The sequence below is a fragment of the Paraburkholderia sp. EG304 genome (assembly GCF_046543485.1).
GTDB classification, from domain to species: Bacteria; Pseudomonadota; Gammaproteobacteria; order Burkholderiales; family Burkholderiaceae; genus Paraburkholderia; species Paraburkholderia youngii.
Genome location: NZ_JBKGUA010000006.1, coordinates 1 through 13576 on the forward strand (window position 1 = coordinate 1; position 13576 = coordinate 13576).

Consider the following 13576-nt stretch of genomic DNA (forward strand, 5'->3'; position numbering starts at 1 on the left):
CGTCGTCTACAAGAAGGCACTGTATTCGGTGCCGTTCACGCTCGTTGGCAAGCAGCTGTGGCTGAAGGCGACCGACACGGTCGTGCAGGTGTTCCACCGCCATGAGCTCGTCGCGACCCATCCGCGCCTGCGCAAGCCCGGCGATCGCCACACGGTGCGTGACCACCAGCCGCCTGAAGCGCAAGCGTGGCTCGAGCACGATCCACAGTGGTGCCTGGCGCGGGCAAAGGATATCGGGCCAGCCTGCCACGCGCTCGTTCTCGCGATGTTCAACGACAAGGTGCTCGTCAACCTGCGCGGCGCGCAGGGCGTCTTGAGGCTTCGCGAGAAGGTCGGCGATCAACGGCTGGAGGCTGCGTGCGAGCGTGCGCTCGTGTTCGCCAGCCCCAAGTACCGCACTGTCAAGGCGATCCTCGACAAGGGGCTGGACAGCCAGCCCACCGCAGCACCAGCGCCGACGCCGGCGCCTGCCGACACCTATCTGAACGGCGGCCGCTTCGGCCGTGACCTCCATTCCCTTCTGATCCATTGAACGCCTATGCATCCCAGTCCAGAACTGAACACGATCCTCAAGCAGTTGCGCCTCTCGGGCATCCTCGACTCGCTCGAGCAACGCAACCGTCAAGCCATCGACGGGCAACTTGCCTACACGGAGTTCCTCGCCACGCTTCTGCACGACGAGGTCGCGCGGCGAGAGCAGAAGAAGCTCGGGGTGCGGCTCGCCCGCGCTGGCTTCTCCCTAGGCAAGACGCTCGAGAACTTCGACTTCGACCGCGTGCCCAAACTCAACCGCGCTCACATCTATGATCTCGCCGCCGGCCGCTATATCGACGAGAAGGTCTGCGTGCTGATGGTCGGCCAAACCGGCGTCGGCAAGTCGCATCTCGCGCAGGCCCTGGGCCACTGCGCCGCACGCCAGGGCCGCGATGTCCTGTTCATCACGCAAACCGAATTGCTCAAGAAGCTGCATGCAGCACGGGCGACTGAGCTCTATGAACGCAAGTTGCAGCAGTTCGTGCGCGTTCCGGTGCTGATCGTCGATGACTTTGCACTCAAACCCCTGCGTGCGCCCCACGACGAAGGCTTCCACGACCTGATCGCCGCCAGGTATGAGCGCGCGGCAACTATCCTGACGTCGAATCTCGACTTCAGCGAATGGGGCGACGCATTCCCCGACAACCGCATCCTCGGTGCTGCCACGCTCGATCGGCTACGGCACGGCGCCTACCGTGTCGTCATTGAGGGTGAGAGCTTCCGCAAGCCGAAACCGATGCCCGAAAACGGCGAAAACGTGGTTGCAAAATCAGGCAAAAAAACGCATTCTTGAGTCCCTTCGAAATCGCGTTTCGGGGCCATTCCAGGTGGCCTCATTACGCCGATCATCCCCGGCTCGATTACGCCGATCCGTGACAGGGGATTCCAATTACAAAGGAGACATCCAATGGCACTCACTCGTCGTGCATGGATTGCAGGCGCCGCCGGGGCCGTGGCCTCGAGCATTCTTCTGCCGCGTTTCGCGAACGCTGCCGAATTCACCTACAAATTCGCGAATAACCTTCCTCTCAATCACCCCGTCAATATCCGCGCCAAACAAGCCGCGGACAAAATTCGCGAGGAGACCGGGGGACGTGTCGACATCAAAATCTTCGCCAATTCGGCGCTCGGAACCGACCCGGACGTATTGAGCCAAGTTCGCACGGGAGGCGTGGAGTTCTTCTTGATGGGCGGCCTTCTGCTCGCGTCCCTTGTGCCGATTGCGAACATCGACGGCATCCCCTATGCCTTTCCCGATTATCCGGCCGTCTGGCGAGCGGTTGACGGCAAGCTCGGCCAGACCGTTCGATCGGAAATCGCGAAGTTCAATCTGATCGCGATGGAACGGCAGTGGGACAACGGCTTTCACCAGATCACCACGCGATCGAAGCCGATCCATACGCCCGACGATATGCCCGGCTTGAAGATTCGCACGGGCCCTAGCGCGCTGCAGGTCCAGATGTGTACGGCCCTCGGCGCCTCTCCCACGAGTTTGAGTTTCAACGAGCTCTATACCGCACTCCAAACCGGCCTGGTCGACGGCCAGCTCAATGCGTTGGTGTTGATCAAAGCTGCCAAGCTCTACGAGGTGCAATCGTACTGCGCACTGACCAATCACATGTGGAGCGGCTTTTGGTTTTTGGCGAATAAGGCCGCATGGGAGCGGCTGCCGGAAAACCTGCGCAATGTGATTGCCACTCATATCAACGCGGCAGCCGTGCAGCAGCGGGAAGATGTCGCGCTGTCCAATAAGACCCTGCAGCAAGACCTGGCCGCGCTCGGCCTGAAGTTCACGAGCCCCGATCCGGCGCCGTTTCGCGCGCGACTCGCGAAGGCAGGTTTCTACCGTGCGTGGAAGGATAAGCTTGGCGCTCCTGCCTGGAGTGTCTTGGAGAGCTACGCCGGCAAACTAGGGCCTGTTCACACTATTTGAGCCCGTCGACAATGAGGGCGAAATTGATGAACGCGAGGAACATCACGTCCAATTTGTCGAAGCGGGAAAAGATGCGGCGAAAGCCTTTGAGGCGGCGAAACAGGCGTTCCACTTCGTTTCTGCGCTTGTACATTTCGCGATCGTATTCCCACGGTTCAAGCCGATTGCTTTTCGGCGGAACCACCGGAATGAACCCCAGGTCGAGTGCGAGTTGTCGCGTCTCGTCGCCTTCGTACGCCTTGTCCATCAGCAGATGCAGTGGCCGATTGGGCGAGCCAAGGCTTTGCAACAGGGCTCGCCCCTCTGGCGCATCACCTGCCTGGCCAGCAGACAGGGCGAACGTTATGGCTGTTCGAGCATCCGCGGCAACCATATGAATCTTGGTGGTCCATCCACCCCGGGATTTTCCGATTGCTTGAGGTCCGTTTTTTTTAATGCACCGGTGCCATCAGGATGAACCTTTACCATCGTGCTATCCAGCGAGACCGCCTCGATCCTGATGCGAACGATCTGCTCACGCTGCAATTCAGTGAACACACGATCCAGCACGCCGTTGCGGGACCAGCGATTCATTCGCGTGTAGATCGTGTGCCATCGGCCAAAGCGCTTGGGCAGTCCGCGCCATTTGCAGCCATGCTCGGCCACATAAAGAATCGCATTGAGCACCTGCAGGTTTGTCAGGCTGACATTGCCGCGCTGTCGCGGCAGGCAATGCTCAATCCGCTGATATTGGGCTTCGGTGATTTCCATCACCGAAGTATACGATCAAGTACGATTAGTGTGAACAGGCCCTAGCATGAAAGCTCGATAGCCTGACAGCGCTCCGCCAATGCAAGTGGAGCGGCCGGATATGCGCGGCCGCTCCCGGGCGCACTCACCGCGCCGCGCGTTACCTATGCAGGCGGCGGAACCGACCGCCTCTGTCACTTTCGCATAGGCCATCGCCCTGTCAGATGGCGAGCACCGCTTCGCGAACACTCGATCGCGGATCATCGGCTATACCAGAACGTTCGCCGAACATCATGGTCGCGCGCTTGGTCAGGTCGTACGGTGACCACTCGAGCCCTTGAGCCGAAGGATTTCCCGTTCGAGCAAAGGCAGTCCACGCTCCGATCATCTGCTTGCTCACTACGCTCCAACGATGCTCAGGATCCGCCGCGGATCTAACGGCATCGGTGTCTTTCCCGTCCCAGGCTGTGGGGTAGTGCTGCACGCCGAATACGAATGGGATGTCAATTGCATGCGGCGCCCATTTCCCCCCGTAACACGGAGTCTCCCATGTGCATTCGTACATGTAGACAGGCGCGCCGCCCGCACGGGCGAGCATCTCCGCTTGCAGCACCGCATGCTTCCAGAAGCCGATATCCGTCGAAATTCTGACCAGCAATTCCCGGTCGTTAAGGCCAGGCATCTTTTCGCGGTAGAGGGGAATGAGCGGACGTACCTGCTGCTCGTCCGCCTTCCCTAGCACCGGAAACTTCGCGATTCTCGTGGCCAACACACCGTCATCGGGGATTGGCTTGGACAGCTCCTGATCAATGAACAGGACTGATTCGTGAGTGTTCGTTCCCACGATGATGGGAATGTCCTTCGACAACGCCGGTGCATGACCATCCCACAGGTGCGGCGGGATCACGATTCCATCCGCAACGGGTCCGTGCATCAGCAGTCCGTCGGGGAGCTCGGCACTCGTCAAGAACTGCTTGTACCAATCGAGCAGCGCGTTGGTGCTCAAACGTTGCAACGCCCGCACGTCGCCACGCCGTATGGCTAGCGCCGAATACATCTTGTCAGTGACTTCCGTTGCCTCGCTCGGATCCTTCTGGCGGAGTAGCGAACCGCTCTGAATGATCGCTTTGTGAAACAACCCTTTGGCCGCCGGCATGCCGAGCAACGCGGTGATCTTGCCGCCGCCACCCGATTCGCCAAAGAGCGTTACGTTGTCCGGATCTCCCCCGAACGCGGCGATGTTTTGCTGGACCCACTTCAGCGCAGCAACAATATCCAAGTGGCCGGCGTTTCCCGAGGTCGCAAACTCATGGCCGGCGTCATCGCCAAGGAACGTGTAGCCGAAGAGGTTGAGCCGGTGGTTAATCCCCACGGTCACCACGTTCCCCAATCGAGCGAGGTTCTCGCATTTATAGAGGGGCGACGATGCGGACCCGAAAATATAGGCCCCACCATGAATCCACACCATCACCGGCAGGCGCGATTGCGCGTTTGCCCCTTCGGGGGCGAACACGTTAAGCGCCAGGCAGTCCTCGCTCGATGGGCTGCTATCGAGCCATGCCGGATAGTCCAGGTTGACTTGCGGGCACTTGTTACCCAGCGCCAGCGCGTCGCGCACACCCGTCCACGGAACGACAGGCTGGGGCGGCAGGAATCGGTTAGCTCCGGCGGTCGAGGCGCCATAGTGGACGCCTTTGAACTCGGCGACACCGCGGCTCACTCGGCCCCGAATCTTCCCATTCGCGGTCGTAACGGTACGGAACTCCGAGTGGGTTGCCGCTACGCTGAAGCCGGGTACTGCCATCGCGACACCGGCCGCCGCGATCGCCCCACCCACCTGCAAAAACTCGCGGCGGGTAAGCGCGCCGCCCCGGCGAGCATCCTCGGCATTCTTCCGATGCGGGTCTGTCATTGCGTTGTCCTTTTTCTATGTTTTTGCGCCGCTCACTTTCATGAGAAAACGATTGAGCCATCGCATTGAAAGCGGCCTGCGACACTCCGGCCTCCGCCCCGCCTGGTCGTCAGCACGGAACGGAGCGCCACGTCATTTGAGAATGCCCGCCTGCGAGAAAAGCACCGGCTTTCCGCCGCTCGTCACGCTCACAGCGGTAAGCGGCTCGCGCGCGGTACGCTGAGCTCCATGAAAGGTTTTGCCATCGTCATGACTCTCCAGCACGACGCCATCCAAAGCAGAGGCGAAAACAGTGCCGTTAGGCCCGGTGGAAAGATCTGTGACCGAACTTTTGAAATCGACCGTCGAATGGGTCCACGTACTCGCGCCGTCATCGCTTCGATAAATATTTCCCCGCAGTCCTCCAACGAGGACGGCGCCGTCCGGCAGGACTAGGCCGGCCCACAGTGAGCCCTCATAGCCTGTCTGGACATACGACCACGTTGCGCCGCCGTCGGTGGATCGAAGAATCAGCCCCTGTTCGCAGGACACGTAGATCCGCTCCTTGTCGTCTCCGAAGACGGAGAAGAAATTGCGATCGGCCTTCTTGGCGCCGGGCGGTATCGGAGCCTTGATCACTTCCCAACTCGAGCCGCCGTCCATCGTTTGAAGCATCAACGACCATAGGCCCACCGCCCACCCGTTTTGACGGTCCTTGAAATACACGCTGAAAAGAGGCTGATCAACGGAGAGATCCTTTCGCTGAAGCGCCCAGTGCTCGCCGCCGTCGGTGGTGTGAATGATCACGCCCCCGTGGCCGACTGCCCAGCCATTGTCGCGATCGACGAACGACACGGCCGTCAGGGTAGTGTCGACGGGCACGGCCCGGGCCTGCCGGAACGTGGCGCCGTTGTCGTCCGACAGCGCGACAACGCCGTGATCGCCGACGGCGACGATGCGCCCCGACGATGTCCGGGCTGAACCGAGCATTTGCGTCGTCTGAAGTGAGGGGCTAGGCTCGGCAGCATGGATTTGAATTTCCGCCTTGCCCTTGATGGGGGGCAAGTCATCCTGGGCTGCCAATGCGAAGCCGCTGGCCATGAGAGCGAAAAAGCCTACCGCAACCGTCTTAATTTTCAATTCACTAAACATTTTTCGCCTCTCGTCAGTGGCCGACGACACTAGGGGCACGGACCGGCTTGCGACGCGGGAAAATCCGTTCGAGAACCACGGCCAGTGCGGGCAGCGCGGTCATCGCCATAATGAGGTTAACAATGAACATGAACGCCAGTAGTTTGCCCATATCCGCCTGGAATTTGAGGCTCGAGAAACTCCAGGTGGCCACACCGATTGCGAGCGTGATGGCGGTGAAGATCGTCGCCATCCCCACTTCGAGGATCGCGTGCTCGAGCGCATCGACGATGTTTTCTCCCTCCGCCAGGTGCGACTGAAGGCGGTTGTAGATGTAGAACGCGTAATCGACGCCAATCCCCACGGCCAGCACCATCACCGGCAATGTCGCCACCGTCAGGCCGATCTGAAACTCCTTCATGAACCAATAGCCGATGAACGTACCGACGGTGAGCGGCAGGCAGCACGCCACCACCGCCCGCAGATCCCGATACACGAAGAAGACGAGAAGGATGATCGCGGCGTACACATAAAGCATCATCGGCAGCTCGCTCTTGGCGACTTCGTCGTCGATCGCAGCCAGTACGCCCGCGTTGCCCGCTGCTAGGCGAATCCGCACGCCCGGCGTCGCATGTGCGTCACGGAATTGCTTCACTGCGTCGATCACACGATTGATCGTTGCGGCTTTGTGATCGGAGAGATAGAGATGGATTGCCGTCATGCTGCAATCCTGGTTGAGGTATCCCCGCACCCGCCCGATTTCCGAACTGAGGCTGGCGTAGTTGCCAGCATCGATCGGAATCACGCTCATTTTCGGATTACCCTCGTTGTACCCCTGGCTATAGGACCGCAACATGCCAGGATAAGAGGCGATCGAAACGACACCGGGCACCGTTTGCAGCGCGTAGGTCAGCTTATCGTCGAACATGCCGACGCCCGGAGTTTCACACGAATTCTCCGGCGCCTCGACTACGACAGAAAGCCAATCGAGACCCATGTCGAAGTTGTTGGCAATCGACACCGCATCGCGATTGAACCGCGAATCGGGCCGCAGCTCAGGCGCACCGGGCTGAAGCGTCCCGACGACCCGATCACGGCTTTCCCAAACTGCAGCCGAGAACACCCCCGCGAGGATCAGCAGCGTGCAGATTGCGTTGCGCGGCTCCGCGACGCGGGAAAGGACTCGCAACCAATTCGAGCGCTGCTCGCGCCGCTTCATCATCGAGTCGGCGTAGTTCTGATCGAAGTCGAAGTACGAAGCCGCCAGCGGCAACATGACAAGGTTGGTCAGGATTTTGTATCCCACGCCCAGCGCCGCCGTGATGGCCAATTCACGAATCATCGGAATCGGGATCAGCAACAGCGTGACGAACGAGACAAACGCCGTGACCAGCGCCAACGTGCCCGGGATAAGCAGACCGCTGAAGCTCGTTCGTGCAGCCTGCATGGAGGTCTTTCCATGCGCGAGTTCGCGGGTGATGTAGTTGATCTGCTGAACGCCGTGCGACACGCCGATGGCGAAGACCAGGAATGGGACCAGCACGCCCAATGGGTCAAGCCCGAAACCCAATAGCCTCAACGAGCCGAATTGCCACACCAGCGAGCTCAGCGAACAGGCAATCGGCAAAATGGTGAAGCGAATCGAATGACAATACCAGTAGACGGCAAGACCCGTCAGCAGCAGGGCGATCGCGCAAAAAACCAGCACCGATTTGGCGCCATCGGCGATGTCGCCGATCTGCTTCGCGAAGCCGATGATCTGGACCTCGTAGTTCGCGTTCTCGAACGGTTTGCGAATGTCGCGTTCCAGAAGATGATTGAACGCGATGTAGTCCAGCTTCTTCCCGTCCCGCCCGATCTCCGCGAGCTCGGCCGTAATCATCGCCGCCTTGCCGTCACGGGATACCAGCGAACCGACAAATCCACCCTCGACCGTCGAACGATGGATCTGCGAGATCATTTCCGGCGTCAGCCCATCCGGCGTGATCGTTCCCGGGATCAACGGCTGCGAGCGAAAACCCTCTTCCGTGATTTCGTTGACGAAGCTATTCGGCGTCCAGAGCGACTGGACGCCAAGCCGGTCGACGTTCGGCAGATACACCACTGCTTGCGTGATAGCCGCTAACTGGGAGAGCCCCTCCTTCGTCCAAAACGTGCCGTTACGCGCGCGCAGCACGACGGTTAGACGATTCGCGGAGAAAAGATTCGCGCGATATTTATTTAGGGTCTTCACGTACTCGTGACCCACTGGTATCTGCTTTTCGAAACCGGCGTCCATTCTTAGCTGAGTCGCAAAGAACGCCATGACGGCTGTAAAAAGCAGAAACACGCCCAAGACAAGCCCGCGGCGCCGAAACAGCCAATTTTCGATTCGTTTGATACGTCGACTTAACACTATGCTCTCCTAAGACGGGCCCAACGAACGCGGGCCCGTCGTGCCCTTCCAGCGCTTACCAGTTCCGCGTCACGAACAGGCCGACAAAGTTTCGGTCTGCGTAAGGCTGACTGATCGCGTTCCCACCAAAAAACATCGTATAGTTCAGGCCAGCCTGCCAGACTGTCGGATTCTGGTTAAAAAGCACGTATAGATTCACAGATTTAGCTCCTTGCTCATAGTTTGCGGACAAACTTGGCGTATTCCCTGTTAGGGCAGCAGAGAAGGTCACACCTGGCGTGACTTGCCAACCATGAATCAAAGTGCCGTCATACGTCCAGTTGAAATCAAGCGTCACCCCCGTCGAAAGCGCGGTCCCCTTGCCGGTCGCGATAGGGTAGCCCAGGTTCGAACTTGTCAGCCATGTCCCATACCCAGCAGCGGGAAGCTGGTATGCCGGAACGCCGTTCACCGTGCGGTAGAATTTCGAATCCGGACTAAGGCCCGGATAGTCGATTGCGGTGAATTCGGCAGTAAAGACGGCCATGTCCGCGCCCAGATACCGAAGGAACGGATACGACGATTTCGTCAGGTTCAATTGGCCGTTGATGTCAAACTGGAATTTCTTCATGTCGGTGTACGCGTTGCACGTTCCCGCGACCCCGTTTGTGTTCGCATCGGCCGGACCACCCACCCCGTAGCAGCCAGTGAGCGCGACAGCATCACGCGGACGATAGGAAAGCTCGCTGCCGATCGCCCAGTCGCCCAGCGAGAAATTCGTGCTTACCCCGAAGAGCTGACGATTCCGCAAATAGGAGAATTGTGCCGTGCCATTTGCCAGATTGGTGAGAACCGGCGTTTTGTCCGTGTAGTTCTCGTAATAGAACGCGAACGTCGCGTCGATGAAGCTCGGTCGGTATCCCACCTTCACGCCGAACTGTGGCTTACTGCTTGGCAGATTGTTGGTAAAAGGAACCCCAATCGGGTTAGTCGGGAGATTCGTATACGCGCCATTAACAAGGTTTGCATTGGTCGCATCCAGGGTGCCGTTGCTAACGTGGTTGCCGCCCGCAATCGTCGCGGCGTCAATAGCGCCCACATTGAAATTGCTACCGCTGATCGATGCTGGCTGCGCCCCACGACCAAACACATCGGAAGCGGACCAAAAACCGCCAACGGGCGGATACCGGTTCCCAACCCACTGCCACTGGTAATAGGCTTCGGTCGAGAATCCCGCAGGTAGGCTGCTCGCAAAGCTAACCATCGGGGCGGGTAACAGCGCCTGCTTCAGCTGCGTGCCTGGAACAAGCAGTTTTTGTATGTCCAACCCGTTTGTCGCATTAATGCCGCCAGAGGCGAAATAGCTCTCGCCCCAGTTGATGACCTGGTTACCGACACGGACGTGCGCTCGCTGATCTCCAAGGTGAAAGTCCTTTTGCCCCCACAGATCAAGCAGTCGCACGTCGCGGACGAGTTGGTTATATGCACCGGGAGATAGCTCGGTCCGTTCCGTATGTGCGGCCGCGAAATCATACGTGCCGGTACCGCGAATCATGAATTTGTATCCTTCTGACGGCATCGTCAAAAGCAGCTCGGACGTGAGACTCAGGTAGGCACTCGTCGGCTGGTACTTTCGGTAGTTGAGGTCGCCGTCGTCACCATTCGACCATTGAGCAGTGTTTGCCGCACCAGCACAATTAGCGGAGTTGGGGTCTCCCGTCAGTGAGCAGCTAGGATTTTTGGTCCGCACCGAAATGCCCCCGGTCGCGTTCGTATTCCACTGACCAGTCAGATCGCCAAACCCTGTACTAAATGAATACGCAGATGCCTGCCTGCTACCTAAGGCAGAAAATACAATCAGCATGCCTAAGCTTAATACCTTCCGTTTCACGTTTCTCCCCTGCCAGTTGTTTTGTTGCGAATTTTCTAGATACCCGAGTGCTGTCTATTTGCTGAGCGGCACTCTGAGTTTATACGCTCAACACATACCCATTCGCGCCCGTCTCCGCCTTGCTTCACCCTGATTCATCACTCACGCATTCATCTAAGGCAAGACATCTCTGCACTGCAGACATTTTCCCCAAGGAAGCTAGAACTGGCCGCCTCCTTGGGTTTCTTTGCATTTATCGATTCACTGCGCGCTGACGGCCTGCAAGTTTTCCCCAGTAAAGAAACTGTCGGTGAGGCGACGATCTTCTTTCGCGTCCCTGATGTTCTTGAAGTCCTTGCCGGTGCCCACAACCGTCATATCGATAACGTACCGCCCGTTGACCAAGTCGTTCTGTACGAACCCGTTCAGATTGCAAGCGCCAAGATCCCACTGCGGCGTAATGTCGTTCTCCTTGGCCTTCCACACCTTGCCTTGCGCGTCGTAGTCGTCGCCGACGGCTGCCATCCAGCTGTCCTCGTCGATATAGATGACCTTCTTCGGCGTCGAATGCCGCATGCCGCTCTTGACCGTCCCGACAACCTCCCACACGCGATGGAGTTCGTAGCGGCGGAACTCAGGGCTGACGAAATGGGGCTTGGCGACGTCGGAGAACTTGGCCCGCACGTTCTGCATGGCAAAGACGTTGTAGGGGATGTAGATCTCCTTCTTGCCCACCAACTTCCAATCGAAGCGATCGGGGTTGCCGCCGAAGATGCCCGGCGAATCGATCGTGTACTCGTTCTCGTACCCAATCATCGGAGCATCGTATGCGTAGGCAGGAAGGCGTCGCACCCGTCGCTGACCTGTGAAGTAATAGAACGTATCCGTGTCCTTACCGAAGTAATAGCGCTGGATCGTTCCCTGCCCCGCGAGAGCGGCCGGCGTGCTGTAGACGTAGTACGCGCCGTACTGGAACCCGCCGCTGTCGCTAGGGCTGTGCTTTCCGACATCTCCCCACGGGAAGTAGCCGACCGCTTCCGAATGAAAGTCGATCGACTGGTCAGATCCGGCGCGCGGAGAGAGATACGTGAAAATGTCGGGGTAGACGGTGCCGGCGCCCTGGTAATGCGTCAAGAAGTTCCACATGGCTTGGATGCCGTTCTGAGGCTGCGGAAACGGCACGCCCGGCAATACCGCCGTTTTCAGCGACCACCCGTCACTGGCGATTGCCGACTTTGACGCCCCTTCCTTCGTGTTCTCCGCCACGTTGTCAGGCACGCCGCAATCGCGATGCGTCTGATAAACGGGCATCGTGTAGCCAGGCACTTTCTTGAGCAGCTCGATCTGGCCGGGCGTCAATTTGTCTGCATACTTATCGACGTTGGACGAGTCGATTACGAACAGCGGCTTTTCGTCCTTGTATTTCCAAAAGTCTTCACGGTTTTTCCCGTAGCTCCAGTTCCCCACCGGCTTGGACTGCCCTTCGAAAGCCGGGATCTGCCCGTCCTTGCTTCCCGCCTTCTCGGCGCCAGTGACAGTCAAATCTTGCCCGGGTTGCGCGACGTCAGCCGCCGTGACCGGCACCGCACTGATCGAAAAAAGCGCCAGCGCTGTGAGCGCAAACACCGACTTCCTGATCTTCATGGCCTTCTCTCCTCTTTAAGAACCCTAATCCCATCATCAGACTGGCCCACGTCGATCGCGGCGCCCGCAAGCACCATCACCGCTGCCTCGCCGACAATCCGATCACGCCGTTTATTCTGACTGGTATGCATTTAGACTGACTGGTGAGTATGTAAATCGACCAAAAAAAACAGCGCAACGTTTTGGCTGTCCTTAGTGCCCTCACCACCGGCTCGACACTTCGTGCCTGACCCACAAACCTCGCGCCTCCGATGCTCCAGCTTACGGCGCGACTGTAGCGTACGTACCCATCGCCCCTTACTCAAAATCTACGACAACGAATATTTTGATACAAGCTTTTTTTTCACTCGCCCGTCATGCGTCTGCAGACCGGCTCTGGCAAAGGGCGCGCACGCTGCTAGTACTTGCCCTAGTGACGCTCGATCCTCTATCTAGCGAGGCCGATTAGCACGTCGATCGCCGGGCAAGTCCTACTGCGGTGTCACGACTACCTTGCCCACTCTGTTCCTATCGGAGAGCGCGATCATCGCCTCTTTTGCTTGCGCCAGCGTGTATCGCCTTACCGCCGGCCCGATGAGATCCCCGCTGACAACGGCGTCAAACAGCTCGCGAAGGTTGCGCGCAGCATGATCGGGCGATGCGGCAACGAAATGTCTGATGTCTACGCCTATCAAACTTGCGCTCTTTAAAAGCGCGAGATTCACGGGAAGCGCGGGTATCGCACCAGCTGCAAAGCCGATCACCAAATGGCGGCCGCCTTTTGCCAACGCGCGAAACATCGACTCGAACTGTTCTCCCCCCACGGGGTCGACGATGACATCGATAACGCCCGCTGGGCCCTTGCTCTTGAGCTGATCCCGCATCTCCGAACCGGAGCAGCTGGACGAAATGACATCGCTTGCGCCAAGTGCGATTGCGCGGCCGGCCTTCTCGGCCGAAGACGTGGCGGCAATGACTTTACCGCCGAGACTTGCGGCGATCTCGACAGCGGCCGCTCCGACTCCACCCGCGGCGCCGAGGACGAGGACGCGCTCGCCGGCCATCAACTTGCCCCGTTCGACCAATGCATAATGCGCTGTCTGATAATCGACCAGCATGGCGGCAGCCGTCACGGCGCTCAGTTGTGTGGGGATGGGCTGCACGTCGCGAGCCGGCGCTCGTACAAATTCAGCCAAGCCCCCACCCAACTGCCAAGTCGAAACGCGGTCTCCAGGCCGAAACGTCGTTACGCGATCGCCCACCGCCTCGATCACGCCGGCAATCTCCCCACCGGGGACATACGGCACGGTAGGCTTGATCTGATATCGACCAGCCAAGATAAGCCCGTCAACAAATCCCAGCGCGGTGGCCTCCACCTTGATGACGACATCGTCCTCGTGCGGTTTCGGAACGCCCACCTCCTCAAACGCCAGTTCGTCGATACCTCCGAGACGCGCCGCCGACAATTGCAGCATTCTCTTCTCCCAAACG

10 protein-coding genes are annotated in these 13576 nt (G+C 58.9%); 3 read left to right on the top strand and 7 right to left on the bottom strand.

What is annotated here, in order from left to right:
• The 3 genes from ACLFKU_RS09225 to ACLFKU_RS09235 form a co-directional block, all read left to right on the top strand.
• Positions 1-532: Mu transposase domain-containing protein (locus ACLFKU_RS09225; RefSeq protein WP_410848851.1), on the top strand; the 532-nt coding region annotated here is incomplete at its 5' end.
• A 6-nt stretch (positions 533-538) separates the two neighbouring features.
• The gene (gene istB / locus ACLFKU_RS09230) at positions 539-1327 is read left to right on the top strand and encodes an IS21-like element helper ATPase IstB (RefSeq protein WP_410848852.1); all 789 of its coding nucleotides are present in this window, start codon (positions 539-541) and stop codon (positions 1325-1327) included.
• Between the two features lie 114 nt (positions 1328-1441).
• Entirely contained in the window at positions 1442-2467 is a 1026-nt protein-coding gene (locus ACLFKU_RS09235) for a TRAP transporter substrate-binding protein (RefSeq protein WP_410848853.1), read from the top strand.
• Here ACLFKU_RS09235 and ACLFKU_RS09240 read toward each other — a convergent pair.
• The 7 genes from ACLFKU_RS09240 to ACLFKU_RS09270 all read right to left on the bottom strand — a co-directional run bounded on the left by ACLFKU_RS09240 (position 2460) and on the right by ACLFKU_RS09270 (position 13560).
• A protein-coding gene (locus ACLFKU_RS09240) for an IS5 family transposase (protein ID WP_342944260.1) occupies positions 2460-3217 on the bottom strand; the annotation gives its coding sequence in 2 pieces (ribosomal slippage) (positions 2460-2902 and positions 2902-3217; 759 coding nt in all). The genes ACLFKU_RS09235 and ACLFKU_RS09240 overlap by 8 nt on opposite strands.
• 199 nt (positions 3218-3416) lie before the next feature.
• A complete protein-coding gene (locus ACLFKU_RS09245) occupies positions 3417-5108 on the bottom strand; it encodes a carboxylesterase/lipase family protein (RefSeq protein WP_410848854.1) in 1692 nt (563 codons plus the stop codon).
• A 132-nt stretch (positions 5109-5240) separates the two neighbouring features.
• A complete protein-coding gene (locus ACLFKU_RS09250; RefSeq protein ID WP_410848855.1) occupies positions 5241-6239 on the bottom strand; it encodes a WD40/YVTN/BNR-like repeat-containing protein in 999 nt (332 codons plus the stop codon).
• A gap of 13 nt (positions 6240-6252) precedes the next feature.
• Complete coding sequence (locus ACLFKU_RS09255) at positions 6253-8613, bottom strand: efflux RND transporter permease subunit (protein ID WP_410848856.1); 2361 nt, start codon at positions 8611-8613, stop codon at positions 6253-6255.
• A 55-nt stretch (positions 8614-8668) separates the two neighbouring features.
• Positions 8669-10456 (bottom strand): DUF1302 family protein, encoded by a 1788-nt coding sequence (locus tag ACLFKU_RS09260; RefSeq protein WP_410848857.1) that lies wholly within the window; start codon positions 10454-10456, stop codon positions 8669-8671.
• A gap of 267 nt (positions 10457-10723) precedes the next feature.
• Positions 10724-12106, bottom strand: coding sequence for a DUF1329 domain-containing protein (locus ACLFKU_RS09265; RefSeq protein ID WP_410848858.1), 1383 nt, complete (start codon positions 12104-12106; stop codon positions 10724-10726).
• A gap of 470 nt (positions 12107-12576) precedes the next feature.
• Complete coding sequence (locus tag ACLFKU_RS09270) at positions 12577-13560, bottom strand: NADPH:quinone oxidoreductase family protein (RefSeq protein WP_410848859.1); 984 nt, start codon at positions 13558-13560, stop codon at positions 12577-12579.
• Positions 13561-13576: the final 16 nt, after the last annotated feature.

Excerpts from the sequence above, each read along its gene's own strand:
- istB (WP_410848852.1), top strand. The coding sequence starts at position 539 with ATGCATCCCAGTCCAGAACTGAACACGATCCTCAAGCAGTTGCGCCTC.
- ACLFKU_RS09260 (WP_410848857.1), bottom strand. The coding sequence starts at position 10,456 with ATGCTGATTGTATTTTCTGCCTTAGGTAGCAGGCAGGCATCTGCGTAT.
- ACLFKU_RS09250 (WP_410848855.1), bottom strand. The coding sequence starts at position 6,239 with ATGTTTAGTGAATTGAAAATTAAGACGGTTGCGGTAGGCTTTTTCGCT.
- ACLFKU_RS09235 (WP_410848853.1), top strand. The coding sequence starts at position 1,442 with ATGGCACTCACTCGTCGTGCATGGATTGCAGGCGCCGCCGGGGCCGTG.
- ACLFKU_RS09270 (WP_410848859.1), bottom strand. The coding sequence starts at position 13,560 with ATGCTGCAATTGTCGGCGGCGCGTCTCGGAGGTATCGACGAACTGGCG.
- ACLFKU_RS09265 (WP_410848858.1), bottom strand. The coding sequence starts at position 12,106 with ATGAAGATCAGGAAGTCGGTGTTTGCGCTCACAGCGCTGGCGCTTTTT.
- ACLFKU_RS09245 (WP_410848854.1), bottom strand. The coding sequence starts at position 5,108 with ATGACAGACCCGCATCGGAAGAATGCCGAGGATGCTCGCCGGGGCGGC.